This is a genomic window from Castellaniella sp. WN (genome assembly GCF_054457555.1).
The window spans coordinates 2,898,926-2,924,674 of record NZ_JBTKZC010000001.1; the positions used below are offsets into that span (position 1 = coordinate 2,898,926).

The window sequence follows — 25,749 nt, forward strand, 5'->3', positions numbered from 1 at the left end:
TCGTGATGAACCGAGGCCGCCCTGCAACGCCAGTGAAGCTGGCAAAGAAGGACAGACAGGAACTGCTGTCGCTGATCGCGCGCAAGACCGCTACGCAGCGCGATGTCATGCGTGCACGAATCGCCTTGGAGGCGCATGAGGGCCATAGCAGCACGGTCATTGCGCGCAAACTGGGAGTATCGGTGCAAACAGTCTGCCTGTGGCGCAAGCGCATTGCTCAGCAAGGCGCCCAGGGTATTCGTGAAGGCGAACGCAGCGGTCGCCCGGCGCGCATCACGCACGAAGAGCGGCTGCAACTGATCGCACTGGCGTGCGAAGCGCAGGAGCCTGAGGGGCGGGTCACTCCCACGCTCGACGAGATCGTGGCGCGCGCGTTGGAACGCGGTGTCGTTGAGCAGATCAGCCGCAGCCACGTGCAGCGCATCTTGCAGGCCGGCGATGTGCGTCCGCACCGGGTCCAGCAATGGCTGCATAGTCCGGATCCGGCCTTTCGCGAGAGGGTCAACGAGATTTGCAAGTTGTACCGCAGAGCGCCTCGAGATGCGGTGGTGCTTAGCATCGACGAGAAGACCGGCATCCAGGCGATTGAGCGCAAGCACCGGGGCCGCGATCCCGCGCCGGGGCGGCTGCGTCGGCGCGAGTTTGAGTATGTCCGCCATGGCACCCAGTCGTTGATCGCCGCGCTGGATGTGCATACCGGGCAGGTGACGGCGGACTGTGGCGATCGGCGCACCCAGGCCGATTTGCTGGCCTTCATGGAACGCCTGGCCGCTGCGTACCCTGACCAGCAGGTGCATGTCGTCTGGGATAATTTGAACACGCATCGCGCCCAGGCCGTCTGGCAGGCGTTCAATGCGCGGCATGCCGGACGGTTTCACTTTCACTTCACGCCATTGCACGCGAGCTGGGTCAATCAGATCGAACTCTGGTTTGCCCGGTATACACGCCGAGTGCTGCGCCATGCCAGTCACACCAGCACTGCGCACCTGCGCGAGCGCACGGCACAATTTGTCCGCACGCATAATCAGGCGGCACGCCCGTTCAAATGGAGTTTCCGGGGCTATCCGCTACAAACCGGCGAATCATAACGAGGAGCGACATGCCAGCCTTATCCGCCAAAGAACACGCCACCCACTTGCAACGACAACTGCGCCATCTGCTCGGCCATGAGCAGATCGCTACGCAAACCTACGGGCATCATCTGCTGATCAAACGTGTGGACGATGAACAGTTGACCGTGGTGGCGCGGCTGACCGAGTTGGACCGTAATCATTATGGCGCGGCTTTTCGAAGCCATAGTGGGCGTTGGGAACCGTTGCCAGGCACAGGCTCGCTCGACGAGATGGCACAGGTGGTCGCCACACTCTTGCAGCCGTATTTGCAGCCCGATAATTATTAAACCTATTTACAGGATGCTGTACTAGCCCGCCTCGCGCAGGCAGCGCAGGTCCAGGCTCACGTCCCCGCGTTCGCACGACACCCAGGCCGTGCGGTCGGTGACGTTCACGCTCAGGTTCATGCCGCGCTCGGCCAGCGCCGCCAGGGCGCGCGTGGCCTCGGCGTCCAGGACCCAGACCTGCAGGTTGGCGGCCCGGCCCAGCTTGTCGCGCACCCCGGACCACCAGACGTCCGCGCCCCGGCCGTAGGCCAGCACGATCACCTGGCCCGCCCGGCCGCAGGCCTTCAGCAGGCGGCGCTCGTCGGGCAGTCCGACCTCGACCCACTGCAGGATCGCGCCGGTCAGGTCCAGGTTCCAGAGATCCGGCTCGTCCGTGTCGCTCAGGCCCCGGGTGAAGACCAGCCGTTCGTCGGCCTCGACCCACAGGGCGTAGGCCAGCAGCCGCACCATCAGGCGCTCGTCGGTCTCGGACGGATGCCGGGCGACGGTGACGGCATGGCTGCCGTAGTAGGCGCGGTCGTTGTCCGCGACGTGGAGTTCCGCCTTGTAGACGGTGGAGCGCAGGGCCATGACGATTTTTTATTTGAAGGCGGTTTCAATGAAGCTGCGCAGTTTACGCGAGTGCAGGCGCTCGCCGGGCATCCCGCGCAGATGCTCCAGCGCCCGGATGCCGATGTGCAGGTGTTGGTTGACCTGGGTGCGGTAGAAGGCGGTGGCCATGCCCGGCAGCTTCAGTTCGCCGTGCAGCGGCTTGTCCGACACGCACAGCAGCGTGCCGTAGGGCACGCGGAAACGGAAGCCGTTGGCCGCGATGGTGGCCGATTCCATGTCCAGGGCGATGGCGCGCGACTGCGACAGGCGCTGTACCGGCTCCTGCTGGTCGCGCAGTTCCCAGTTGCGGTTGTCGATGGTGGCCACGGTGCCGGTGCGCATGATCTTCTTCAGTTCCCAGCCCGACAGGCCGGACACGTCGGCCACGGCCTGCTCCAGGGCGACCTGGACCTCGGCCAGCGGCGGCACCGGCACCCACAGGGGCAGGTCGTCGTCCAGCACGTGGTCCTGGCGCACGTAGCCGTGGGCCAGCACGTAGTCCCCCAGCCGCTGGGTGGTGCGCAGGCCGGCGCAATGACCCAGCATCAGCCAGGCCGACGGCCGCAGCACGGCGACGTGGTCGGTGATGGTCTTGGCGTTGGACGGCCCTACGCCGATGTTGATCAGTGTGATGCCGGTGTGCCCCGGCCGCTTCAGATGGTAGGACGGCATCTGCGGCAGCGGCGCCGGCCCCGCGCGGACCTCATCCAGGCTGTCCCGCGTGACGACGCGGTTGCCGGGCTCGATCAGTTCCGTGTAGCCGCCCTCGCCGGCGGCCAGGGTCTCGCGCGCCCACTGGACGAAGCCGTCCACATAGAACTGGTAGTTGGTGAACAGCACGAAGTCCTGGAAATGCACCGGGGCCGTGGCCGTGTAATGCTGCAGCCGGTGCAGGGAATAGTCGATGCGCGGCGCGGTGAAGGGCGCCAGGGGGCGGGCCTGGTTGGAACGGCCGCGCCAGGTACCGTTGACGATGGCGTCGTCGGTCACCGCCAGATCGGGCACGTCGAAGTGGTCGCGCAGCGTATGGCCGGGGACTTCGGAATATTCACCCTCGACGTACTCGCCTTCCGGGAAGGCGAAGTGCAGGGGGATGGGCAGGTCGGACTCGCCGATCTCCACCGGCACGCCGTGGTTGCGCAGCAGCAGGCGCACCTGTTCGCGCAGGTAGTCGTGGAACAAGGCGGGCTGGGTGACCGTGGTCATGTAGACCCCCGGCTCGACCAGGTGGCCGTAGGACAGGCGGCTGTCGATTTCCTGGTAGGAATGCACCCGGATGCGAATCGCCGGATAGCAGGCGCGCACCCGCTGGCCGGTCTCCAGACCGTTGGCGCAGTATCCGCGGAAGGCTTCGCGGATGAAGGCGGTGTTGCGCCGGTAGATTTCCAGCAGCCGGTCCACCGCCGCGTCGGCATCCTCGTAGCTGGAGAACGGAATCAGCGGCGGCAGCCGGGTCGGACGCGCGGTATCGATGAATTTTTCCATGCGCCCGATTATGGCAGGTCTTCGTGACGGCCGGAATGTCTATCAATGGCGGCGCCGGTGCACCTCCCGCCCCGCCGCGTAGGTGGCGGCGATGGCGCGGTCGTCGCCCAGCATCGCCAGGGCGAACAGCAACTCCTCCAGCGAGTCGGCCAGGGCGCTGCGGCGTTCCAGCAGCGGCGTGGCCTTGGGGTCCAGGATGATGAAGTCGGCCTCGGCGCCCGGCTCCAACGTGCCGATCCGGCCGGTCAGGCCCAGGTGCTTGGCCGCGCCCTGCGTGGCCTGCCAGAACATGCGACGCGCCGTCAGGTAGTAACCGGACAGGCGCGCGACCTTGTGCGCCTCGTTCATGGTCAGCAGCATGGAAAAGGACGAGCCGCCGCCCACGTCGGTGGCCAGGGCCACCGGCATGCCGAAGTTCCTGGCCGCCGCGAAGTCGAACAGGCCGCTGCCCAGGAACTGGTTGGACGTGGGGCAGTGGGCGGCGACGGCGCCCGCGTCGCGCATGCGGCGGCGGTCGTCGTCGTCCAGCCAGACGCAGTGCCCGTAGACCGACCGGGGCCGCAACAGGCCGTACTGGTCGTAGATGTCCAGGTAACTGCGGTAGCCGGGGAACAGGTCCATCACCCACTTCACCTCGTCGCGGTTCTCGGACACGTGCGACTGGATGAACACATCCGGATAGCGCTTGGCCAGCTCGCCGCACAGGCCGAGCTGCTCGGGCGTGGAGGTCGGCGCGAAGCGCGGTGTCAGGGCATAGAGCTGGCGCCCCGTGCCGTGCCAGCGCCGGATCAGGTCCTCGCTGTCGCGGGCGCCGGATTCGGCCGTATCGCGCAGGTATTCGGGACAGTTGCGGTCCATCATGACCTTGCCCGCCACCATGCGCAGGTCGCGCGCGTGGCTTTCCTCGAAGAAGGCCTGGGCCGAACCCGGATGCACGGTGCAGTACACCAGCGCGGTGGTGGTGCCGCAGCGCAGCAGCTCGTCCAGGAAGAAGCGCGCCACGTCCCGGGCGTATTCCGGATTCTCGAAGCGCCGCTCGGTCGGGAAAGTGTAGGTCTCCAGCCACGGCAGCAGACCCGGCGCCGGCGAGGCGATCATGTCCGTCTGCGGGTAGTGGATGTGGGTATCGATGAAGCCCGGCGTGATCAGACGGCCGCGCCAGTCTTTGACCGGCGTGCCGGGAGGCAGGTTCCCGATCAGCCGGTCGTAGTCGCCGCACTGCTCGATACGGCCGTCGCGCACGACCAGCAATCCGTCTCGGATCCATTCGCAGGCTTCGTCCTCGGCCTTGGGTGTGTCGCGGAAATACAGCAGCTGGGCGCGGTAGGCCTGCGGGCCGGACGCGTTCGATCGGGCGGGTGCGGACGGGGTCGTGGACGCCATGGAGTCTCCTCGGTCGTTGTCTGCGGGCCGCGGTCCGCCTTCGCGGCGGGGCCGGCGGCCCGGCGTTCTTCAATGGGGTGAGGTCGGTGGGTCCGACGGAATCAATGGACGGGGGCTTCGGCCCGTGCCGGCGCGGCGGCCCGCCGTTCACGCTCGGACCGCAGGCGCAGCAGCTGGGCGGCGACCGCGACGGCGATCACGGCGGGCTGCTTGCCTTCGATGCCGGGTTCGCCGATGGGGCAGACGATGCGCGCGACCCGCTCCGGCGCGATGCCGCGCGCGCGGAAACGATGCTCGAACTTGCGCCGCTTGGTCTGCGAGCCGATCAGGCCGAAATACGCCACGTCGTCGCGCCGCAGCAGCTGTTCGCACAGGCGCTGGTCGAGCGCGTGGTCATGGGTCATGATCAGGAAGCAGCTGTCGGGCGGGGCGTCGTCGATCACGGCCTCGGGCGTGTCGGTCGCCTCGGTCGACACATTGGCGGGCACCGCGTCCGGGAACAGGTCGTCGCGCGCGTCCACCCAGGTCACCCGGCAGGGCAGGGTGCCCAGGATGTGCACCAGGGCCTGGCCGACGTGGCCGGCGCCGAAGATCACCACATGCAGCGGATCGGGGCGCACGGCCTCGCGCAGCGTCAGGCAGCCCAGGACGGGGTCGGGACGCAGCAGCCGGTCGGCGTCGGGGCCGGCCGCGTCCGCGAGGCCGCCGTCGGCCGCCGCATCCGCCTCGTCCGGCGCTGACACACGCACCCAGGACGCCGCGCCCGCTCCGCCCAGGCCGACTTCGCGGATGCGGCCGGCCGGCGACTGCAAGCCGGTGCGCAGGGCTTCCAGCCAGCCGCGGTCGGATTCCCGCAGGCGCTCGAACAGCAGATGCACCATGCCGCCGCAGCACTGGCCCAGCGCCGGTCCGAGGGGCAGGGCCTCGATCCAGCGGTCGGGGCCGTCGTCCGCGCGCAGGCGGGCCCGGGCGAACTCGGCGGCCTTCCATTCCAGGTGCCCGCCGCCGATGGTGAGCCACTGGTGGCCGGCGGACACGAGCATCTTCGCCCCGGCCTCGCGCGGGGCGGATCCCTGGACCCAGGCGACCGTGACCAGCACCGCCGCCTGTCGCCGATCCAGGCACCACAGGGCCTGATCGATCCACGCGTGCATCAGGCTGCGCTGCGTTTCCGCAGGCCCTCGGCCGCCTTCAGGAGGGCTTCCGGCGTGGCCGGGGCCGTCAGGTCGGGCGAGGTCCGCCCGTCGCCGACCGCCGCCACCGCGTCGCACAGCGCGTTGAAGGTGCTGATGCCGTGCAGCAGCGGGGGCTCGCCCACCGCCTTGGAACGATGCACGGTGTCCTTCAGGTTCTGCGCCCTGAACAGGCGCACGCGGAAATCGCGCGGGCAGTCGCTGATGGCGGGGATCTTGTAGGTGGACGGCGCGTGCGTCATCAGCCGGCCATCTTCGCGCCACCAGAGTTCCTCGGTGGTCAGCCAGCCCGTGCCCTGGATGTAGCCGCCCTCGACCTGGCCCAGGTCGATCGCCGGATTGATGGACGCCCCGACGTCGTGCAGGATGTCGGCACGCAGCAGCTTCCATTCACCGGTCAGCGTGTCCACCACCACTTCCGACACCGCCGCCCCGAAGGCGAAGTAGAAGAACGGCCGGCCGTGCATGGTGGCCTTGTCCCAGACGATGCCCGGGGTGGCGTAGAAGCCGTCGGACCACAGCTGGACGCGGTCCCAGTAGGCCTCGTCGGCCAGCTGGCCGAACGGGATGTTGCGGCCGTTGGCGTTGACCTGGCGCCAGGCGAAGACCACGTCCTCGGGCTTGCCGCCGTACTTGCGGGCGGCAAAGTCGGCCAGGCGCGCGCGCAGCTGCAGCGCGGCGTCCTCGGCCGCCTTGCCGTTCAGGTCGGTGCCCGTGGAGGCCGCCGTGGCGGAGGTGTTGGCGACCTTGTAGGTGTCGGTGGCCGTGACGCGCACGCAGTCCAGGTCCAGCCCCAGGGTGTTGGCCACGACCTGGGCGACCTTGGTGTTCAGGCCCTGGCCCATTTCCGTGCCGCCGTGGTTCACCAGCACGGAGCCGTCACGATAGATGTGCACCAGCGCGCCCGCCTGGTTGAAGGCCGGCACGTTGAAGGAAATGCCGAACTTCACCGGCGTCAGCGCCAGGCCTTTCTTCAGGATGGGGCTGGACGCGTTGAAATCGTTCACCGCCTGGCGGCGCGCCCGGTAGTCGGAACTGGCGACCAGCTCGGCCACCAGCGGCTCGATCAGGTTGCCCTCGACCACCTGACCATAGGGAGTGGTGTTGCGCGTTTCGATGCCGTAGAAATTGGCCTGGCGCACGTCCAGCGGGTCGTGGCCCAGGTCGCGGGCGATGCGGTCGATCACGACTTCGGTCAGCAGCGCGCCCTGCGGGCCGCCGAAGCCGCGGAAGGCCGTGTTCGACTGCGTGTTCGTCTTGCCGCACATGGCGCGCACGTCCGCCGCCGGGATGTAGTAGGCGTTGTCGAAGTGGCACACGGCGCGGCTGGCGACGGCTTCGGACAGGTCGGCGGAAAAGCCGGAATGCAGCGTCATGTCCAGGCGCATGCCCAGGATCCGGCCCTCGTCGTCGTAGCCGACTTCATATTCGTAATGAAAACCGTGGCGCTTGCCGGTGATCATCATGTCGTCGTCGCGGTCCGCGCGCAGCTTCACCGGCCGCCGCAGCCGGTGCGCGGCGACCGAGGCCAGGCACGCGAAGACCGCCGACTGGGATTCCTTGCCGCCGAAGCCGCCGCCCATGCGCCGGCATTCGACCTGGACCTGGTGGGCGTGCCAGCCCAGCGTGTGGCCGATCACGGCCTGCATTTCCGTCGGGTGCTGGGTGGAGCACCAGACCAGCATGCCGTCCTTCTCGCGCGGGATCGCGTAGGCGATCTGGCCTTCCAGGTAGAACTGCTCCTGGCCACCGCAGTCGAACGTGCCCTTCAGGCGGCGCGGCGCGGCGGCCAGCGCGGCCTTGACGTCGCCCTGGACCAGGCGCATGTCGGGCAGCGTGCGGGAATCGGCTTCCTTCGCCTGCACCGGCGTCAGCAGATGAGGCAGTTCCTCGTAGTCGATCTTGCCCAGGCGCGCGGCGCGGCGCGCGGCATCCACCGAGCGGGCCACCACCAGGAACAGCGGCTGGCCGACGTACTGGACCAGTTCATCGGCCAGCAGGGGATCGTCGTGGATCACCGGACCGCAGTTGTTCTCGCCCGGAATGTCGCGGGCCGTGAACACGGCGACGACGCCCGGCGCGCGGCGCACCGCGTCCAGGTCCATGCCGCGCACGCGGGCGTGCGCCTTGGCCGACTGGCCCAGGGCGGCGTAGACGGTGCCGCGCAGCTCCGGGATGTCGTCGGTGTAGACGGCCTCGCCGGTGACGTGCAGCGCGGCGGATTCGTGCGGACTGGACGCGCCCGCGGCGGGTTCGCCCTCGACGGGGCGGGGAATGCGGTCGTTGGCGACGGCCAGCCGGTCCGGTTCGACCGGCACATTGATGCGCATGTTCATGACGGATCCCTCAAGCGATGTCGGCCAACGCGGCCGTGCTGACCCGATGCGTCGCCAGCGGCGCCCCAGGGGCGGTTTCCAGGTAGAAGCGGTACAGCAGGTTGCGCGAAGCCAGCAGGCGGTATTCGCCGCTGGCGCGCATGTCGGTGAGAGGCTTGAAATCCTGCCCCACGGCGTCCATCGCGGCGCGGATATGGGCCTCGTCCCAGGGCTGGCCCCGCAGGACGGCTTCCACGGCGCGCGCGCGGCTGGGCGTGGCCGCGACCCCGCCGAAACCGGTGCGCACGGACTTCGCCACGCCGGACCCGTCCAGGATCACGGCGAAGGCCGCGCACACCGCCGAGATGTCCTGGTCGAAGCGCTTGGACAGCTTGTAGTGGCGGAACTGGCGGCCGGCCACCCGCACGGGCACGCGCAGGCCCTGCACGAATTCGCCGGGCTCGGACGCGTTCTTCTGGTAGCCCAGGTAGTAGTCTTCGAGCGGCATTTCGCGTACCCGGTCTCCCCGGCGCAGGATGATGCTGGAACCCAGGGCGATCAGACCCGGCATGGAATCGCCGATCGGCGAACCGTTGGCCACGTTGCCGCCCAACGTGCCCGCGTTGCGGATCGGGAAGGACGCGAAGCGCTGGCGCATTTCGGCCAGTTCGGGGAGATGCTCGACCAGAGCATCGAAGGCGTCGTTCAGCAGCGCGCCCGCGCCGATGAGCAGGTCGTCGCCTTCCAGGCGGATGTCGCGCAGTTCGGCCACCTGGCCGATGTAGATCAGGTGCGGCAGGTCGCGGAACTGCTTGGTCACCCACAGGCCCACGTCGGTGCTGCCGGCCAGGATGCGGGCGTCGGGATGGTCCAGGCGCAGCCGCGCCAGCTGGGCCAGGGTGCGCGGCGCATGGAAGGTATGGCCTTCGTGCGTGTAGGTGAAGACGTCGTCGCGCCGCAGCGCGGCCAGGATGTCGGCCAGGGCCGCCCGGTCGAAGGACACGGCGGGGTAGTTGAACATTTCGCCGGCCGCGCGCACGATGGGCTGGTAGCCCGTGCAGCGGCACAGGTTGCCCGACAGCGCGTCGTCGATCTCGGTACGCGTGGGCGCGGGATCATGCGGGCCGTGCGCCAGGTACATGCCCCACAGGGACATGACGAAACCCGGGGTGCAGAAGCCGCACTGGGACCCGTGGCAATCGACCATGGCCTGCTGCACCGGGTGCAGCGCGCCGTCTTCGCCGCGCAGATCTTCGACCGTGTACAGCGCCTTGCCGTCGAGCGTGGGCAGGAACTGGATGCAGGCATTCACCGCCCGCATGGCCACGTCGCCCCGTCCGTCGGACTCGGCCACCATGACGGTACAGGCGCCGCAGTCGCCCTCGGCGCAGCCTTCCTTGGTGCCCATGCAGCCCAGGTCCTCGCGCAGGTACTGCAGCACGGTGCGGGTCGTGGGCTGACCGGAAACTTCGTGGATCTGGCCACGATAGTGAAAGCGAATGACATCGGTCTCCATCGCATCCCTCTTTTCATTGAACAGGCGTTGCGTCCACGATATCACCGCGTCACCGCCCCGGCCATTCACTCGGGATGATGGGGAACATCATGCCGGGATTCGGTGGACGGGCGGCGCACGCCCGTGAATAATAGGCCGATGCAACGAACCCGCGAACCCATGGACACGCATCTGCTGCGCATCCTGCAGATCCTGCTGACCGAGCAGAGCGTCTCGCGCGCCGCCATCAAGCTGGGGCTGTCGCAGCCGGCCCTGAGCAATTCGCTGCGCCGCCTGCGCGACATCACCGGCGACCCGATCCTGGTGCGCGGCAAGATCGGCATGGTGCCCACCGGCCGCGGCCTGGAGCTGCTGGCGCACGCCAACGAGGCCCTGAGCGCCATCGAGCGCATCACCCAGCCGCCGGGGGCCTTCGACCCGGCCCGGTCGACGCGGGAATTCCACCTGGGGGCGCCGGACTACCTGGACGCGATGTTCCTGCCGAACATCGCCGAAATCCTGCGCCGGGAGGCGCCGCACGCCAAGTTCATCGTACACCCGATCAACGCCGATTACGACTACGCGGGCGGTCTGGAGGACGGCGGCCTGGACGTGGTGATCGGAAACTGGCTCGAACCGCCGCCGCAGATGCACATGGCGCGGCTGTTCGACGACGAGGTCGTCTGTATGATCGGCAGCCAGAACCCGGCCGCCCACCGTGAACTCACCCTGAAGCACTACCTGGAACTGCCGCACCTGGCGCCCTTTCCCCACGTAACCGAACGCCAGAGCTTCATCGACGGCCACCTGGCGTCCCAGGGCCTGAAACGCAACATCCAGATGACCATCCCGTATTTCGGCCAGGTGGCCGGCATGCTGCTGCGCACCGACCTGATCTTCACCACCGGCCGGCAGTTCGCCCAGCACTACGCGCGCTACCTGCCCATCTCCATCCTGCCCTCGCCCCTGCCCTTCCCGCCCATGCGCTTCTACCTGCTGTGGCACCGCCGCTGCCACGGCGCCCCGGAAGTCGTCTGGCTGCGCCAGTGCATCGCCAAGGTCGCCGCCATGCTGCAGGCCAGCCTCGACAGCGACCGCCAGGGTGCCGGCGCGCGGCATCCCGACAAACCCTGACGCCTCCCGGAAGACATCACCCGGGCTTGATATTCGTCATCAGGCCGGCCCGCACACAGCCCGCAATCGCGTCCCTAGAATGGTCCAACCCCTCAAGCGCCCGCCCCATCAGAAGGCGCTAACCATTCAGGAGACACCGCTCATGAGCGAGCAGGAACACGCCTTGCCGGCGGGGCTTGGCGCCCCCGCAACTTCCACAACCGCAGCGCCCTGGCTCGAACGGCGCTTCCAGCTTTCGGCCCACGGCACTGGCGTGCGCCAGGAAACCCTGGCCGGTCTGACGACCTTCCTGGCGATGGTCTATTCCGTGTTCGTCGTCCCGGCGATACTGGGCAAGGCGGGCTTCGACACTTCCTCGGTCTTCATCGCCGTCTGTCTGACCAGCGCCTTCGGCTCGCTGCTGATGGGGCTGTGGGCCAACCTGCCGATCGCCGTGGGCTGCGCGATCTCGCTGACGGCCTTCACGGCCTTCGACCTGGTCCTGGGCCAGGGCCTGTCGCCCGCCGTCGCCCTCGGGGCGGTGTTCCTGATGGGCGTCATCTTCACCGCGATCTCGGCCACCGGGGTGCGCAGCTGGATCCTGCGCAACCTGCCGGCCGGCATCGCGCACGGCACCGGCATCGGCATCGGCCTGTTTCTGCTGCTGATCGCCGCCAATGAAGTCGGTCTGGTGGTGAAGAACCCAGGCCCCGGCCTGCCGGTGTCCCTGGGCGCGATCAGCGCCATGCCGGCCCTGCTGTCGGTCGTGGGCCTGGCGGCGATCTTCGGCCTGGAACGCCGGCGCGTGCCGGGCGGCATCCTGCTGGTCATCGTGACGCTGTCGGCCTTCGGCCTGGTCTGGGATCCGGCCGTGACCTTCAAGGGACTTTTCGCCCTGCCATCCTTCGGCGGCGAGCACTCGCTGATCGGCGCCATGGACGTCGGCGGCGCGCTCAACGCGCTGGTCATCCCCAGCGTCCTCGCCCTGGTCATGACGGCCGTGTTCGACGCCACGGGCACCATCCGCGCCGTGGCCGGCCAGGCCGGCCAGCTGGACGAGAACGGCCAGATCATCAACGGTGGCCGCGCCCTGACGGCGGACTCGGTGAGCTCCATCGTATCGGCCGGCCTGGGCGGCGCCCCGGCGGCGGCCTACATCGAATCGGCGGCCGGCACCGCGGCCGGCGGCAAGACCGGCCTGACCGCCACCATCGTCGGCCTGGGCTTCCTGGCCCTGATCTTCCTGTCACCGCTGGCGGCGCTGGTGCCCGCCTACGCTACCGCGCCGGCCCTGATGTACGTCGGTCTGCTGATGCTGGGCGGCGTGCGCAAGCTGCACCTGGACGACACCGTGGACACCATGGCCGGCATGGTCTGCGCCGTGTTCATCGTGCTGACCTGCAACATCGTCACCGGCATCATGCTGGGTTTCTGCACCCTGGTCATCGGCCGCCTGTTCGCCGGCGAATGGCGCAAGCTGAACGTCGGCACCCTGGCCATCGCCATTGCCCTGGCCGTGTTCTACCTGGGTGGCTGGGCCATCTGAACCGCCGTGGCGCTGGCGGCCCGCCCCGGCCAGCATTCAGGGCCGGAGCGGACCATCTTCAGCTGTAACCGCTCTCCACCTCGCCGCTTGCAAGCGGCTCCGATTCGGCAGGCACAGGACAGGCCGCAGATACCTATGTCCGGCCTAATCCCCGGCCGCAGTCCCCCAACAGGTGACGCAGCCATTGATGGGAGGACGCATGATGATTGCGCGCATGCCACAGCTGATAGAACCGCATCGGCGGGAATTCGACCGGCGATTTCAGGACCGCCAGCGGCAGCAGCTCCGTGTAATAGCGGGCAAAATGCCGCGTAGTGGTGAACACCAGGTCCGTGCCGGGCAGCAAGTAGGGCGCCAGCATGAAGGATTGCGCCTCGACGCATTCCTCGCGCTGGATGCGCAGGGACGTCAGAACCGTGTCGATCATGCCGCGCTGGGTGATGGAATACGGGGTCGGCACCACGTGCGGCACGCGCCGGTAGTCCTCCAGCGTCATGCCGCGGCGCACCAACGGATGATCGGCCGCCATCAGGCACACGATCTCGTCTTCCAGCAGCACCGACAAATGCATGCGGTCGGGCGGTTCCGGCCAGTTGCCGATCACCACGTCCAGTTCGCCTTCGGCCAGGGAATGCTCGAAATCGAAATCCGGCCCCAGGGAATGCAGTACCAGCCGCGCATGCGGCGCTTCGCGGCGGAAGCGCGCCACCACCGACGCGGCGAAGGCCGGCGCCAGGTAGTCCGGCGAGCCGATACGGAACATCTGGCGGCTGCTGCCGGGCTCGAAGGTTTCCCCGGCTTCCAGCATCGAGTCGATGGAACTCAGCGCCGTGCGGGCATGTTCCAGGATGGCCAGCGCGCGGTCGGTCGGCACCATGCCACCCTTCTCGCGCACCAGCAGCGGGTCCCGCAGGATCTGGCGCAGGTTCTTCAACGCCACGCTGATGGCGGGCTGGGACTGGTTGAGCTTCAGCGCCGTGCGCGACACGCTGCGCTCGGCCATGAGGATGCTGAACACCTTCAGCAGGTACGTATCCAGCGTTTCGCTACCGCGTCGCGTCGACATCGTGGGGCTCTCCATTCGGGCGGGGGCCGTCCGGCATCCGCCAGCCCCCGGGAATGCGGCACAGCATATACCACTTATACCGCGCCGCGCCCTTCTTTTGGCGCGCGATACACCGTAGACTTTCCATCATGATGCACTCATCCCTTCCTGTCATGACCTTGCACGAACTGTCCTCCCTGTCCCGGGCCGAATTCTCCCGGGAGCTCGGGGCGATCTTCGAACATTCCCCCTGGATTCCGGAACGCGCCTGGGCCGCCCGGCCCTTCGCCGACGTGGAAGCGCTGCACCGGGCCATGATGCGCGTGGTGCGCGAAGCCGGCCCGGCCGAACAGCTCGCCCTCATCACGGCCCACCCGGAGCTCGCCGGAAAGGAAGCCGCCGCCGGCACCCTGACCAGCGACTCGACCAGCGAGCAGCGCGGCGCCGGCCTGGACCAGTGCAGCCCCGAAGAGCTGCGGCGCCTGCGCGGCCTGAACGCCGCCTACCGCGAACGGTTCGGTTTTCCCTTCGTGATCGCCGTCAAGGGCCGCAGCCGCTACCAGATCATGGACGCCATCGAACAACGGCTGCACAATGAGCGGGACGCCGAATTCGACACCTGCCTGGAGCAGATCGGGCAGATCGCGCGCTTCCGCCTCGACGCCCGCTTCGCCGTCTGACGCCCGGGGCCGCCGGGCCCCGCGTCATCCGGCATGATCCATCGCCCGATCCCGGCGCCGCACCGGGATTTTCACGGAGTCCCCCATGACCGCCACCACGCTGACGTCCCTGACCATCGAACCCCTGACGCGTGAAGCCTTCGCGCCTTTCGGCGATGTGATCCAGGCGGACGACTCGGTCAGGCATTTCACCATCAACGAAGGCAACACCGAACGCTATCATGACCTGGCACGCATCGATCCAGGCGAGGACGGCCGCGCCATCGTCTCGATCTTCCGCGGCCTGCCGCGCACGCTGCCGTTCACCGTCACCATGATGGAGCGCCACCCGAAGGCCAGCCAGGCCTTCATCCCGCTGTCCGGACGTCCCTACCTCGTCGTGGTCGCGGCCCCCGCGTCCGCGCCCACGGTCGCCGACCTGCGCGTATTCCTGTGCCGGGGCGACCAGGGCGTGAACTATGCGCGCGGCGTCTGGCACCATCCGCTGCTGGCGCTGGAGGATGTGTCGGACTTTCTGATCATCGATCGCGCCGGTCCGGACGATAACTGCGACATCGTCCGGATGGAAGCGCCCAGCGTGATTCCCGAACTGGGCTGACCCGATTCCGCGAACGGGTTCACGCGGTGGGCGGCCCCGATGCCGGCCGGGGCGGCCGCCGTCAGGCGCCCAGGTATTTTCCCCGGACGGATGGATCGGACCTGAACGCATCCGAATCGCCCTCCCAGACGACCCGGCCCTTCTCGACAATGTAATGGCGGTCCACCAATTGCAGCAGCGGCGTGTTGCAGCAGCGACGCCAGGTTCTTGTCGATCGCCAGAATCGCCATGCCCTCGCGACGCAGCAGGGCCAGCGCAGCCCAGATCTCCTGGCGCACCAGAGGCGACAGGCCCTCGGTGGCTTCGTCCAGGATCAGCAGTTCATAGTTTGGTCAACAGTTCATAGATGCGCGCCAGCGTCCAGGGTGCGCGCCTGGCGCACGGTGTGGCCGGAGTCCCGGACTTCGGCCTCGACAAACTCGTAAACGGCCTTTGTGGTTCCATGATGAAATCCACAGGCTGTGGATGCCCGTCAAGCAGAGGGTATCCAGGTCCCGAGCCTAATGCCCTGCAAGACGCGGCAGCGAGGCGTAATAGGCATCGAGGATGTCATAATGATTGCGACCCGGCAGCACCCGGCTCGACACCGGAGCATGAACGCGCGCCTGCCGCAGATGCCGCGCAAACCGGGCGCTTTGCGACCGCAGTTCAGGCAGCTCCAGGGCGCCCACGACGACTTCGCAGGGGACCGGGACGCCATCCCGCATGCGCGCCGGGCTGTAGCGCTCGATGTCGTCATCGCTCAGTTGCAGCGCCGCATCCAGATGCGTGTCGCGGATCGGCGCCAGTTCGTACACACCGCTCAGCAGATGGACGGCGTCCACGGCGGGATGAGCCATATGGCAGGCGGCCAGATGCGCCCCGGCGGAATGTCCCGTCAGGATCAATGGCCGGCCGGCCCAGGATTGCCGCTGCAGAAAATCCAGCGCGCGGCCGACCTGTCGCACGATGTCCGCCAGCCGGCTGCGCGGCGCCAGGTCGTATTCCAGCAGGACGCAGCGATAGCGCTGCCGCCGCATCGGCGGGACGATGAAAGCGAAATCCGCCTTGTCGCACCATTGCCAGTAGCCGCCATGGATGAACACTACCGTTCCCACGGCATCCGGACACTCGAAGACGTCCAGCGTGCTGCGAAAACCATCGGCGTAGGGGACGTCCCGCCGATGCGGCAAGTCCCGATACGCCTGCCGGCTGCGCCGGACGAAATCCGCCAGCACCGCCGCCTCGTCGGCGACGGTCCGGCTGTTGTCGTAGAGTCTCGGATCCATCGTGCCTCCTCACGGAGCGGCGAGCCTGCGCCAGGCGTGGATCAATCCCGCCCGGCCGCCAGCCGGGAGGCCCGATCGCCGCCCATCCTCCGCCGCAGGTGCCGCGCCCCGTACACCGCCAGCAGCGCCAGCATGAAGGGCACGCCGAACACCAGGGTAGCGTGGAAGATGTCGATGAACCAGGTGGTGAGCAGGATCGCCTGGATCAGGCCCAGGCCCAGCAGGGTACCCACCGGATAGCCGATGATGCGGAATGCCAGCGTCGTCCTGTCCCGGGCCATGCGGCGGCGGAAGAACAGGTGGGTGAAGAAGATCATGCCCCAGGTGAACAGCACGCCGAACATGGACAGGGCGATCATGATGGGAAACGCCGCATCCGGATTGACGACATACACGGATGCCGCCACCGCGATGCCGCTGGCGGACACCGCCAGCGCGTTGAGCGGCACCCCGTTGTAGCGGATCCAGCCCAGCGCCACCGGCGCGTCTCCGGCCCGCGACAGGCTGAACAGCATCCGGGTCGAGATGTACAGCATGCTGTTCATGGCCGACAAGGCCGCGACGATCACGATGAAGTTCAGGATGCTGTCGGCGTAGGGGATGCCCACGGACTGCATCACCGTGATAAAAGGGCTGGTCGTGCCGTCGGCCACCAGGGTCTTCCTGGGCACCAGCATCACGATCAGGGACAACGACAGCAGGTAGAAGATCACCAGCCGCGCCACGGTTGCTTTGAAGGCCTGGCGCACGGCCTGCTCGGGATGCTCGGCCTCGCCCGCCGCCACGGCGATCATTTCGATGCTGAAATAGCTGAAGATCGAGATGATCACGCCGATCCAGACCCCGCTCCAGCCATTGGGCACGAGGCCGCCCTGGCCCGTCAGGTTTTCCACCACCGGCACCGCGCCCCGCCCGCCGGCGAGCACGCCAATCGCCAGGATGATGAAGGCCACGATGGCGAAGACCTTGATGGCCGAGAACCAGTATTCCACCGACCCGAAAGCCTTGACGCTGTAGGCGTTGACGCCGATCAGCACCGCCGAGAAACCGACGATCCAGATCCAGGCGGCGACGTCCGGGAACCAGAATTTCATATATTCGGCCACCGCGGTGACTTCCGTGCCGACGGCCAGCACGATGCTGGACCAGTAGCAGTAGCGCACCAGGAAGCCCGCCAGGGGGCTGATGTAATGCTCGGCGTAGGCGCCGAACGAGCCGGACGTGGGATGCGCCACCGTCATTTCGGCCAGGCAGCCCATCAGCAGCAGCGCGATGAGGCCGCCGATGACGTAGCTCGCGACCACGCCCGGGCCAGCGAATCCGATGGCGAACTTGCTGCCCAGGAACAGGCCCGTGCCGATTGCGCCGCCGATGGCGATCATGCTCATCTGCCGCGCGGTCAATTTCTTGTGCAGCCCCGCCTCGCGGGACTGGATCTTGTCGAATCCGTCCATGTCTGTCTCCTGATTTCCATCTTGTTTTTGTATGGTTGGCGGCCCGGCCCAAGGGCCGGGTCCGGGGTCACGTCACCAGCCCGCGCTCGCGGAACTCGTCCCGGTCCCATTCGCGCCGCTCCAGCACTGCCTTCAGGTGCTGGACGGCGTCCCAGACATCGACGAAGCGCAGGTACAGGGGAGTGATTCCGAAGCGCATGACTTCGGGCTCGCGGTAGTCGCCGATCACGCCCCGGGCGATCAGCGCCTGCACCACGGTGTAGCTCCGGGGATGGCGGAAGCTGACGTGGCTGCCGCGGTACTTGTGGTCCAGCGGCGTCACCAGCGTCAGGTCCTGGCCGGCGCATTCCTGTTCCACCAGCTGGATGAACAGGTCGGTCAGGGCGAGGGACTTGCGGCGGATCTTCTCCATGTCGGTCCGCAAGAAGATGTCCACCCCGCACGCCACCAGGCTCATGGACACGATGGGCTGCGTGCCGCACAGAAAGCTGCGGATGCCGGGATCGGGCACGTAGTCGGTCGCCATGTCGAATGGCCGCGCATGCCCCCACCAGCCCGACAGGGGCTGCCGGAAATCGGCCCGGTGCCGGGGATGAGCCCACAGCATGGCCGGCGCGCCGGGGCCGCCGTTCAGGTACTTGTAGGTGCAGCCGATGGCGAAATCCGCGTCCGCATCCTTCAAGCCGATGGGCACGGCGCCGATCGAATGGCACAGGTCCCAGACCGCCAGGGCGCCCCGCGCATGCACCAGCTCATCGACCGCCCGCATGTCGTACAGGTAGCCGGTCCGGTAATTGACGTGCGACAGCACCACCACGGCGGTCTGACCGGTCACGGCCGCGTCCAGGTCTTCGGGACGGTCCATCAGCCGCAGGGTGTATCCCTGTTCCAGGAGCCCGGCCAGGCCCTGGATCACGTACAAGTCCGTGGGAAACGAGTCCCGCTCAGCCAGGATGACCTTCCGCTCCGGATGCGCGCGCCGCTGGATGTCCACGGCGTTGGCCACGACCTTGAACAGGTTCAGTGAAGTCGTGTCGGTGACGATGGTCTCGCCGGCGCCAGCGCCGATCAGCGGCGCCAGATGGTCGCCCAGGCGCGTGGGCATCGTCCACCAGTCATTCTTGTTCCAGCTGTTGATCAGGTCGACGCCCCACTCGCGGCGGATGACGTCCTGGGCGCGCGCCAGCGCATTCTTCGGCATGGCGCCCAGCGAATTACCGTCCAGGTAAAGGACGCCCTCGGGCAAGTCGAACTGCTGCCTGAGACCGGCCAATCCATCGGCCTGGTCGCGGGCCCGGCACTGTTCCAGTGTGATCATGATGCCTCCTTGTGTTTTCCTGAAAAAAGTCTATCAAGGAAGCGCGGGGAAATTATTCGAATATTCTAACCATAAGTGTAAATATCGGAATGATATTCGAGTATCTACAATATAAGTCAAAGGATATTCTGATCATGAAAATGGATCCCGTAGACGTCAAGATCCTGGGCATCCTGCAGAGGAACGGCCGCCTGAGCAATCTCGAACTGGCCGACATGGTCGCCTTGTCACCGTCGGCCTGCCACCGGCGCGTCAAGTTGCTCGAGGAAAGCGGCTACATCGACGGCTACCACGCCGTCCTGAACGCCAAGAAGCTGGGCTTCGACATCCAGGCGCTGATCGACCTGAACATCGGCCAGCTCAGCGAAGCCGAGCACGAATATTTCACGCGCGAGATCGGTCTGATGCCCGAAGTGGTCAGCGCCTACATCGTGACCGGCGAGACCAATTACGTGCTGCTCGTGCGCACCCGTGATTTCGAGGAGTTCTCCCGGTTCGTGGTCAACCGGCTGAACAAGCTCAAGGGCGTCACCAAGATCTGTTCGCAGATCGTGCTCGGCGAGCTGAAGCCGCTGAGCGGTCGCGTGCCGCTCTGATTCCCGCGCCGGGGTTCAGCCCGCCGGCGGGATTCCGTCGGTGTCCTGCACCCGTACCCCGACTTCCTTGAGGACGCCGATGAACAGGGCCGCCGGCACCGGCTCGCGGTCGGCCCGCAGGCTGTAGCCGATGGTGCCGAACGGCACGCGCACGCGGATGGGGACCTCGAGCAGGCCCCCCGCGTGGATCAGCGGCCGATCCGCCACGCTGGGCAACATGGCCAGCGTGGCGGACCGCGCCAGGATGCCCAGATTGGTCAGCATCGACAGCGAGACGATCTGGTTGTGGGTAATCGGGAGACCATGGCCGCGAAAGAACCGGTCCGCCTGCCCGCGCACCGGCGGCGCGTCGGACGGCACGATCCACGGATAGTCCGGCAGGTCCTCGGGGGCGCAGTCCGGCCGCCGCGACGGGGGTGGCTGGCGCGCGCCACGATCATCAGCTCGTCATCGTAGATCGCGTGCGCCTCCACCCCACTCGCTCAAGGCGCGCGCATCACCCAGCATGGGGCGGATGCGTTCCAGCAGCTGCTTGAACTTCAGGTCGCGCACGCGCGACAGGCTCTGGTCCGACAGCATCGCAGCTACTTCCGCCCGCCCACCGATCGCAGGCTGATCACCACCAGCGCCACTCCGATCAGGATCATCCCCGACAGTTCCAGAGCGCCCGGCTGCTCGCCCAGCTGCAGCCAGCCGGCCAGCACACCCACCACCGGCACGCCCAGGGCCGACATGCCGGCGACGCCGGCCGACAGGTGCTGCAGGGCGAACAGCCACAGGAACCAGGCCAGTGCCGTGGCGATGACGGCGTTGTAGACCAGCGCGCCGTAAAAATACGGTGCCGGATCGATGGGCCTCTCGGGCACGGCCCAGGCGACCGCGCACAGGGCCAGGGCGCCGAACAGCATCTGCCAGGCGGTCAGCGGCAGAGCGTCCATGGGATGATCGCGCTTGATCCACTTGGCCACGATGGTCGCCAGCGCCCAGCACAGGCCGGCGGCCACCGCCAGCAATTCGCTCGCGAAATCGGCGTGCAGCGTCCAGGGCTCCAGAATCAGGATCAGACCGGCGGCTGCCAGCGCCAGGGCCAGCCACTGCAGGCCGCGAATGCGCTCGCCAAAGGCCACCCAGGCCATGGGAATCACCCAGAAAGGCATGGTGTAGACCAGGATGGACGTCTTGCCGGCGCCGCCATGCAGCAGCGCAACCTGGATCAGGGCGGAAAACGCCCCGGTCTGCAGCACCCCCAGCACCACGACGCGCTTCCAGGCCCGGATTCGCACCGGCCGGCGCAAGATCGCCAGCACGGCCAGCAACAGCAGGGCGCCGAACAAAGTGCGCAGGGCGGAGAAGTCGAAGGGCCCCACGTAGGTCAGCACCGATTTCATCACCACCCAGTTGTAGCCCCAACCCAGGGCCATGCCGGCCAGGGCCAGCAGCGCCAGCCGTTCGTTGCGGCGGGCCGCCGCCTGCCGCGCCGCATCGGCGGGCGGCATGCCCGGGCCGGCCGCGGTCCGCCGGTTTCCGGCGGCGGGCGTTTGGTCATTCGTGTTCAAGGCGTTCTCTGTCCTTCCCAGTAACCGGGCTCATGATAATGGCTTCTCAGATCATCGATGAAATAGCGCACCTTGGCGGGCAGGTAGCGCTGCTGCGGATAGACGGCCTGGATGTCGTAGGCGGGCAGGGCGAACTCGTCGAGCACCGTCACCAGTTCGCCGCGCTTCAGTTCGCGCTGGATCTCCCAGGTGGACCGCCAGCCGATGCCCAACCCTTGGCGCACCCAGCGGTACAACAGCTCGCCGTCGTTGCAGGCCAGATCCCCACGCACGCGGACCGCAAACGGCTTGCCGTCGCGCACGAAGGTCCAGCCGCGATGCTGCCCGCCCTGCAGGTTGAAGGCCAGGCAGTTGTGCCGCGCCAGGTCCTCGGGCACGCGCGGCACGCCGTGCGACTCGAAATAGGCGGGCGTGCCGCAGACCACGCGGCGGTTCGGATACAGACGCACCGCCACATAGTTCGGGTCGGTGACCTCGCCGATGCGGATCGCCATATCGTACCCTTCGCGCACCAGGTCCACCACGCTGTCGGTGAAATTGAAAGACAGCGCCAGATCCGGATAGCGCTCGCGAAACGCCAGCGCGTGCGGCGCCACGTGCAGGCGGCCGAACGAGGCCGGCGCCGACACCACCAGGTGGCCGGCGAGAGACCGGCCCCGGGACATGATGCTGGCGTCGGCGGCGTCGAAATCCTGGATCAGCTGCTGGCAGTGCTCCAGGTAGCGTTCACCCAGGTCCGTCAGCACCAGGCCGCGCGTGGACCGGTGCATCAGCTGGACCCCCAGGCGCTTTTCCAGCGCCGTCAGGCGGCGTCCCATGATGACCGGGGTCACGCCCTCGACCAGGGCCGCGGCGGCGAAGCTGCCCTGCTCGGCAATCAATACAAAACTGCGCACCTCGGTATAGCGGCTCAAGACGGTCCCCCGCAGACTGGAAAGACCCGAAAAGCACTGCTGTACAAGAAAAACCCTGATCCTGCAGGCATATCCCGGGCAGAGGAAATTCTACCCCGGACCTGACGCAATACATACAAATAGTATCTACAGAACAGAGAGAGAATGGGATTCCTGCGCCAGGGCGATTTCCTTATTCTGGTCCCGTCAACGAATGACCATCCGATCGATCCAGGAGAAATCATGGCCAGAATGAGAGCAGTCGACGCCGCCGCCGCGGTCCTGCAGAAAGAAGGCATCACCACGCTGTTCGGCGTGCCCGGCGCCGCCATCAACCCGCTGTATTCCGCCCTGCGCAAGAACGGCGGCTTCAGGCACGTGCTGGCCCGCCACGTGGAAGGCGCCTCGCACATGGCCGAAGGCTACACCCGCGCCAACCCCGGCAACATCGGCGTCTGCCTGGGCACCTCCGGCCCCGCCGGCACGGACATGATCACCGGCCTGTATTCGGCCTCCGGCGACTCCATCCCCATCCTGTGCATCACTGGTCAGGCGCCGCGCTCGCAACTGCACAAGGAAAGCTTCCAGGCCGTGGACATCGAGACCATCGCCAAGCCGGTCACCAAGTGGGCCGTGATGGCGCGCGAACCGGAACTGGTGCCGCGCATCCTGCAGCAGGCCTTCCACGTCATGCGCTCCGGCCGCCCCGGGCCGGTGCTGGTGGACCTGCCCTTCGACGTGCAGATGGCCGAGATCGAGTTCGACATCGATACCTACGGGCCTCTGCCGGTCTACAAGCCCGCCGCCACCCCGGCCCAGGCCGCCAAGGCCGTGGCCATGCTCAACGCGGCCGAGCGCCCGCTGCTGGTCGCCGGCGGCGGCATCTTCAGCGCCCAGGCCGAAGACCTGCTGCGGGAATTCGCCGAACTGACCGGCGTGCCCGTCATCCCCACCCTGATGGGCTGGGGCGTGATCCCCGACGACCACCCGCTGATGGCCGGCATGGTCGGCCTGCAGACCTCGCACCGCTACGGCAACGCCAGCCTGCTGGCCTCGGACTTCGTCATGGGCATCGGCAACCGCTGGGCCAACCGCCACACGGGCTCGACTCCGGTCTACACCAAGGGCCGCGCCTTCGTGCACATCGACGTCGATCCGACCCAGATCGGCAAGGTCTTCGGCCCCGACTACGGTATCGCCTCGGACGCCGGCGCGGCCCTGCGCCTGATGATCGAGGAGGCCAGGCGCCTGAAGGCCGCCGGCCAGCTGCGCGACCGCGGTGCCTGGGCCGGCGAATGCCGTGCGCGCAGGGGCGAGAAGTCCATGCAGCGCAAGACCCACTTCGACCAGTCGCCGCTCAAGCCGCAGCGCGTGTACGAGGAAATGAACAAGGCCTTCGGCCGCGACGTGCGCTACGTCACCACCATCGGCCTGTCGCAGATCGCCGCCGCCCAGATGCTGCACGTCTACGGCCCGCGCCACTGGATCAACGCCGGCCAGGCCGGCCCCCTGGGCTGGACCGTGCCCGCCACGCTGGGCGTGGTGGCCGCCGACACCGGCGACGAAATCGTGGCCCTGTCCGGCGACTACGACTTCCAGTTCATGATCGAGGAGCTGGCCGTGGGCGCGCAGTTCAAGCTGCCCTACATCCACATTGTGGTCAATAATGCCTACCTGGGACTGATCCGCCAGTCGCAGCGCGGCTTCGACATGGACTATTGCGTGCAACTGGCCTTCGACAACATCAACGCGCCGGAAACCGACGGCTACGGCGTGGACCACGTCAAGGTCGCGGAAGGCCTGGGCTGCAAGGCCATCCGCGTGAAGAAGGTCGAGGACATCCAGCCCTCGATCGCCCAGGCCCGCGCCTGGATCAAGGAATTCCGCGTGCCCGTCGTGGTCGAGTTCATCCTGGAGCGCGTCACCAATATCTCCATGGGCAACGACATCGACGCGATCAACGAATTCGAGGAACTGGCCGAACGCGGCGAGGACGCCCCGACCGCCATCACCCTGCTGGACTGAGCAGGATCCCGGCCGCCGCACGCCCCTGCGACGGCCCAGCCGAATCAACAGGAGTCACACGACATGCCTAAATTCGCCGCCAATCTGTCAATGCTGTTCACCGAGATCGACTTCCTGGACCGCTTCCAGGCCGCCGCAAAAGCCGGCTTCAAGGGCGTGGAATATCTGTTCCCCTACACCTACGACAAGCAGGAACTGGCCAAGCGCCTGAAGGACAACGGACTGGTCCAGGTGCTGCACAACCTGCCGGCCGGCGACTGGGACGCCGGCGAGCGCGGCATCGCCTGCCACCCCGACCGCGTCGAGGAATTCAGACGGGGCGTCGCCCGCGCCATCGAATACGCCCGGGCACTGGACTGCCCGCAGGTCAACTGCCTGGCCGGCAAGGTTCCCGCGGGCGTGGATCAGGCCACGGCGCACAAGACCTTTGTCGAGAACCTGCGCTACGCGGCCTCCGAACTGAAGAAGGCCGGCATCCGCCTGGTGATCGAACCCATCAACACCTTCGACATCCCGGGCTTCTTCCTGTCGCGTACCGACCAGGCGCTGGCCATCATCGCCGAAGTCGGCTCCGACAACCTGCGCGTGCAGTACGACATCTACCACGCGCAGCGCATGGAAGGCGAACTGGGCAACACGATCAGCAAGCACCTGGACTCCATCGGCCACATCCAGCTCGCCGACAATCCCGGACGCAACGAGCCCGGCACCGGCGAGATCAACTACCGCTGGCTGTTCCGCCACATCGACGCCACCGGCTACGGCGGCTGGATCGGCTGCGAATACAAGCCGGCCGCCCGCACCGAGGACGGCCTGGGCTGGATCCAGGCGCTGGCCTGATCCCTCATCCCGGCACTCAAACCCGAATCCACAAGGAGAACTCGCATGGCCAACATCGGTTTCATCGGACTGGGCATCATGGGCACCCCCATGGCCGCCAACCTCATCCAGGGCGGCCACACCCTGGCCACCTTCACCCACGGCAAGACGCCGCAGAGCCTGCTGGACGCGGGCGCCAAGGCGCTCGCCAGCGCCACCGAAGTCGCCAAGGCCTCCGACATCGTCATCGTCATGGTGCCCGACACCCCCGACGTCGAGGCCGTGCTGTTCGGCGAAAACGGCGTGGCCGCCGGCCTGTCCAAGGGCAAGATCGTCATCGACATGAGCTCGATCTCGCCCGTCGCCACCAAGGAATTCGCCAGGAAGATCAACGCGCTGGGCTGCGAATACCTGGACGCCCCGGTGTCCGGCGGCGAAGTCGGCGCCAAGGCCGCCAGCCTGACCATCATGATCGGCGGCAGCCAGGCCGCCTTCGACCAGTGCAAGCCGATCTTCGAACTGATGGGCAAGAACATCACCCTGGTCGGCGGCAACGGCGACGGCCAGACCACCAAGGTCGCCAACCAGATCATCGTCGCCCTGACCATCGAGGCCGTGGGCGAGGCCCTGGTGCTGGCCTCCAAGGCCGGCGCCGACCCGGCCAAGGTCCGCCAGGCGCTGATGGGCGGCTTCGCCAGCTCGCGCATCCTGGAAGTGCACGGCGAGCGCATGGTCAAGCGCACCTTCGACCCGGGCTTCCGCATCAACCTGCACCAGAAGGACCTGAACCTGGCCCTGACCACCGCCCGCCAGCTGGGGCTGTCCCTGCCCAGCACGGCCGTGGCCCAGGAACTGTTCAACGCCTGCGTGGCCCACGGCGGCGCCGGCTGGGACCACTCCGGCATGGTGCGCGCGCTGGAAATCATGGCCAATCACGAAATCGGCCAGTAAGCTTAAGCCGCTCCCCGCATCCTGTC

General features: G+C 67.4%; 22 protein-coding genes and 2 pseudogenes. 10 read left to right on the plus strand and 14 right to left on the minus strand.

Annotated features, from left to right (window positions below):
* Positions 1-5: 5 nt before the first annotated feature.
* Complete coding sequence (locus tag ACTPOE_RS13630; RefSeq protein ID WP_458872790.1) at positions 6-1,088, plus strand: IS630 family transposase; 1,083 nt, start codon at positions 6-8, stop codon at positions 1,086-1,088.
* A gap of 11 nt (positions 1,089-1,099) precedes the next feature.
* Positions 1,100-1,399, plus strand: a complete 300-nt coding sequence (locus tag ACTPOE_RS13635) for a hypothetical protein (protein WP_458870379.1) — start codon at positions 1,100-1,102, stop codon at positions 1,397-1,399.
* A 21-nt stretch (positions 1,400-1,420) separates the two neighbouring features.
* Here the strand turns inward: ACTPOE_RS13635 and ACTPOE_RS13640 are convergent, their stop codons facing one another.
* The 6 genes from ACTPOE_RS13640 to xdhA form a co-directional block, all read right to left on the minus strand.
* The gene (locus ACTPOE_RS13640) at positions 1,421-1,969 is read right to left on the minus strand and encodes a YaeQ family protein (RefSeq protein ID WP_458872663.1); all 549 of its coding nucleotides are present in this window, start codon (positions 1,967-1,969) and stop codon (positions 1,421-1,423) included.
* 9 nt (positions 1,970-1,978) lie between these two features.
* Positions 1,979-3,475 (minus strand): AMP nucleosidase, encoded by a 1,497-nt coding sequence (locus ACTPOE_RS13645; RefSeq protein WP_458872664.1) that lies wholly within the window; start codon positions 3,473-3,475, stop codon positions 1,979-1,981.
* A gap of 42 nt (positions 3,476-3,517) precedes the next feature.
* Positions 3,518-4,858, minus strand: a complete 1,341-nt coding sequence (gene guaD / locus ACTPOE_RS13650; protein ID WP_458872665.1) for a guanine deaminase — start codon at positions 4,856-4,858, stop codon at positions 3,518-3,520.
* Between the two features lie 101 nt (positions 4,859-4,959).
* A complete protein-coding gene (gene xdhC / locus ACTPOE_RS13655; protein WP_458872666.1) occupies positions 4,960-6,012 on the minus strand; it encodes a xanthine dehydrogenase accessory protein XdhC in 1,053 nt (350 codons plus the stop codon).
* On the minus strand, positions 6,012-8,375 hold the full coding sequence (xdhB, locus tag ACTPOE_RS13660; RefSeq protein WP_458872839.1) for a xanthine dehydrogenase molybdopterin binding subunit: 2,364 nt from the start codon (positions 8,373-8,375) through the stop codon (positions 6,012-6,014). Before xdhB ends, xdhC begins: the two co-directional genes overlap by 1 nt.
* Positions 8,376-8,397: 22 nt before the next feature.
* Positions 8,398-9,882, minus strand: a complete 1,485-nt coding sequence (gene xdhA, locus ACTPOE_RS13665; RefSeq protein WP_458872667.1) for a xanthine dehydrogenase small subunit — start codon at positions 9,880-9,882, stop codon at positions 8,398-8,400.
* Between the two features lie 138 nt (positions 9,883-10,020).
* On the opposite strand from xdhA, the gene ACTPOE_RS13670 reads away from it, so the two are divergent.
* The gene (locus ACTPOE_RS13670) at positions 10,021-10,995 is read left to right on the plus strand and encodes a LysR family transcriptional regulator (RefSeq protein ID WP_458872668.1); all 975 of its coding nucleotides are present in this window, start codon (positions 10,021-10,023) and stop codon (positions 10,993-10,995) included.
* Positions 10,996-11,257: 262 nt separating this feature from the next.
* A pseudogene (locus ACTPOE_RS13675) lies at positions 11,258-12,520 on the plus strand (NCS2 family permease); the annotation flags it as partial.
* Between the two features lie 133 nt (positions 12,521-12,653).
* Here ACTPOE_RS13675 and ACTPOE_RS13680 read toward each other — a convergent pair.
* Positions 12,654-13,586, minus strand: coding sequence for a LysR family transcriptional regulator (locus tag ACTPOE_RS13680; RefSeq protein ID WP_458872669.1), 933 nt, complete (start codon positions 13,584-13,586; stop codon positions 12,654-12,656).
* A 128-nt stretch (positions 13,587-13,714) separates the two neighbouring features.
* Here ACTPOE_RS13680 and uraD point away from each other — a divergent pair, with 128 nt between their 5' ends.
* Together uraD and ACTPOE_RS13690 are read left to right on the plus strand one after the other, a co-directional pair.
* Complete coding sequence (gene uraD / locus ACTPOE_RS13685) at positions 13,715-14,245, plus strand: 2-oxo-4-hydroxy-4-carboxy-5-ureidoimidazoline decarboxylase (protein WP_458872670.1); 531 nt, start codon at positions 13,715-13,717, stop codon at positions 14,243-14,245.
* Positions 14,246-14,330: 85 nt separating this feature from the next.
* Positions 14,331-14,843, plus strand: coding sequence for an ureidoglycolate lyase (locus ACTPOE_RS13690; RefSeq protein ID WP_458872671.1), 513 nt, complete (start codon positions 14,331-14,333; stop codon positions 14,841-14,843).
* Between the two features lie 500 nt (positions 14,844-15,343).
* Here the strand turns inward: ACTPOE_RS13690 and ACTPOE_RS13695 are convergent, their stop codons facing one another.
* The 3 genes from ACTPOE_RS13695 to kynU all read right to left on the minus strand — a co-directional run bounded on the left by ACTPOE_RS13695 (position 15,344) and on the right by kynU (position 18,883).
* Positions 15,344-16,111: an alpha/beta hydrolase gene (locus ACTPOE_RS13695; RefSeq protein ID WP_458872672.1), complete on the minus strand. Its 768-nt coding sequence runs from the start codon at positions 16,109-16,111 to the stop codon at positions 15,344-15,346.
* A gap of 41 nt (positions 16,112-16,152) precedes the next feature.
* A complete protein-coding gene (locus ACTPOE_RS13700) occupies positions 16,153-17,565 on the minus strand; it encodes an amino acid permease (RefSeq protein ID WP_458872673.1) in 1,413 nt (470 codons plus the stop codon).
* Positions 17,566-17,632: 67 nt separating this feature from the next.
* Entirely contained in the window at positions 17,633-18,883 is a 1,251-nt protein-coding gene (gene kynU, locus ACTPOE_RS13705; protein WP_458872674.1) for a kynureninase, read from the minus strand.
* Between the two features lie 134 nt (positions 18,884-19,017).
* Between kynU and ACTPOE_RS13710 the strand changes: the two genes are divergently transcribed.
* The gene (locus tag ACTPOE_RS13710; protein ID WP_458872675.1) at positions 19,018-19,479 is read left to right on the plus strand and encodes an Lrp/AsnC family transcriptional regulator; all 462 of its coding nucleotides are present in this window, start codon (positions 19,018-19,020) and stop codon (positions 19,477-19,479) included.
* 15 nt (positions 19,480-19,494) lie between these two features.
* Here the strand turns inward: ACTPOE_RS13710 and ACTPOE_RS13715 are convergent.
* The 4 genes and pseudogenes from ACTPOE_RS13715 to ACTPOE_RS13730 all read right to left on the minus strand — a co-directional run.
* Positions 19,495-19,875 (minus strand): annotated as a pseudogene (locus tag ACTPOE_RS13715) (LysR substrate-binding domain-containing protein); the annotation flags it as partial.
* A gap of 51 nt (positions 19,876-19,926) precedes the next feature.
* A complete protein-coding gene (locus ACTPOE_RS13720) occupies positions 19,927-20,058 on the minus strand; it encodes a hypothetical protein (RefSeq protein WP_458872676.1) in 132 nt (43 codons plus the stop codon).
* Between the two features lie 5 nt (positions 20,059-20,063).
* On the minus strand, positions 20,064-21,035 hold the full coding sequence (locus ACTPOE_RS13725; RefSeq protein WP_458872677.1) for a DMT family transporter: 972 nt from the start codon (positions 21,033-21,035) through the stop codon (positions 20,064-20,066).
* Entirely contained in the window at positions 21,032-21,949 is a 918-nt protein-coding gene (locus ACTPOE_RS13730; protein WP_458872678.1) for a LysR family transcriptional regulator, read from the minus strand. Before ACTPOE_RS13730 ends, ACTPOE_RS13725 begins: the two co-directional genes overlap by 4 nt.
* Before the next feature lie 222 nt (positions 21,950-22,171).
* On the opposite strand from ACTPOE_RS13730, the gene gcl reads away from it, so the two are divergent.
* The 3 genes from gcl to glxR all read left to right on the plus strand — a co-directional run bounded on the left by gcl (position 22,172) and on the right by glxR (position 25,723).
* A complete protein-coding gene (gcl, locus tag ACTPOE_RS13735; RefSeq protein WP_458872679.1) occupies positions 22,172-23,953 on the plus strand; it encodes a glyoxylate carboligase in 1,782 nt (593 codons plus the stop codon).
* 63 nt (positions 23,954-24,016) lie between these two features.
* On the plus strand, positions 24,017-24,793 hold the full coding sequence (gene hyi, locus ACTPOE_RS13740; protein ID WP_458872680.1) for a hydroxypyruvate isomerase: 777 nt from the start codon (positions 24,017-24,019) through the stop codon (positions 24,791-24,793).
* A 45-nt stretch (positions 24,794-24,838) separates the two neighbouring features.
* A complete protein-coding gene (glxR, locus tag ACTPOE_RS13745; RefSeq protein ID WP_458872681.1) occupies positions 24,839-25,723 on the plus strand; it encodes a 2-hydroxy-3-oxopropionate reductase in 885 nt (294 codons plus the stop codon).
* Positions 25,724-25,749: the final 26 nt, after the last annotated feature.

Excerpts from the sequence above, each read along its gene's own strand:
- ACTPOE_RS13630 (WP_458872790.1), top strand. The coding sequence starts at position 6 with ATGAACCGAGGCCGCCCTGCAACGCCAGTGAAGCTGGCAAAGAAGGAC.
- ACTPOE_RS13635 (WP_458870379.1), top strand. The coding sequence starts at position 1,100 with ATGCCAGCCTTATCCGCCAAAGAACACGCCACCCACTTGCAACGACAA.
- ACTPOE_RS13640 (WP_458872663.1), bottom strand. The coding sequence starts at position 1,969 with ATGGCCCTGCGCTCCACCGTCTACAAGGCGGAACTCCACGTCGCGGAC.
- ACTPOE_RS13645 (WP_458872664.1), bottom strand. The coding sequence starts at position 3,475 with ATGGAAAAATTCATCGATACCGCGCGTCCGACCCGGCTGCCGCCGCTG.
- guaD (WP_458872665.1), bottom strand. The coding sequence starts at position 4,858 with ATGGCGTCCACGACCCCGTCCGCACCCGCCCGATCGAACGCGTCCGGC.
- xdhC (WP_458872666.1), bottom strand. The coding sequence starts at position 6,012 with ATGCACGCGTGGATCGATCAGGCCCTGTGGTGCCTGGATCGGCGACAG.
- xdhA (WP_458872667.1), bottom strand. The coding sequence starts at position 9,882 with ATGGAGACCGATGTCATTCGCTTTCACTATCGTGGCCAGATCCACGAA.
- ACTPOE_RS13670 (WP_458872668.1), top strand. The coding sequence starts at position 10,021 with ATGCAACGAACCCGCGAACCCATGGACACGCATCTGCTGCGCATCCTG.
- ACTPOE_RS13680 (WP_458872669.1), bottom strand. The coding sequence starts at position 13,586 with ATGTCGACGCGACGCGGTAGCGAAACGCTGGATACGTACCTGCTGAAG.
- uraD (WP_458872670.1), top strand. The coding sequence starts at position 13,715 with ATGATGCACTCATCCCTTCCTGTCATGACCTTGCACGAACTGTCCTCC.
- ACTPOE_RS13690 (WP_458872671.1), top strand. The coding sequence starts at position 14,331 with ATGACCGCCACCACGCTGACGTCCCTGACCATCGAACCCCTGACGCGT.
- ACTPOE_RS13695 (WP_458872672.1), bottom strand. The coding sequence starts at position 16,111 with ATGGATCCGAGACTCTACGACAACAGCCGGACCGTCGCCGACGAGGCG.
- ACTPOE_RS13700 (WP_458872673.1), bottom strand. The coding sequence starts at position 17,565 with ATGGACGGATTCGACAAGATCCAGTCCCGCGAGGCGGGGCTGCACAAG.
- kynU (WP_458872674.1), bottom strand. The coding sequence starts at position 18,883 with ATGATCACACTGGAACAGTGCCGGGCCCGCGACCAGGCCGATGGATTG.
- ACTPOE_RS13710 (WP_458872675.1), top strand. The coding sequence starts at position 19,018 with ATGAAAATGGATCCCGTAGACGTCAAGATCCTGGGCATCCTGCAGAGG.
- ACTPOE_RS13720 (WP_458872676.1), bottom strand. The coding sequence starts at position 20,058 with ATGCTGTCGGACCAGAGCCTGTCGCGCGTGCGCGACCTGAAGTTCAAG.
- gcl (WP_458872679.1), top strand. The coding sequence starts at position 22,172 with ATGGCCAGAATGAGAGCAGTCGACGCCGCCGCCGCGGTCCTGCAGAAA.
- hyi (WP_458872680.1), top strand. The coding sequence starts at position 24,017 with ATGCCTAAATTCGCCGCCAATCTGTCAATGCTGTTCACCGAGATCGAC.
- glxR (WP_458872681.1), top strand. The coding sequence starts at position 24,839 with ATGGCCAACATCGGTTTCATCGGACTGGGCATCATGGGCACCCCCATG.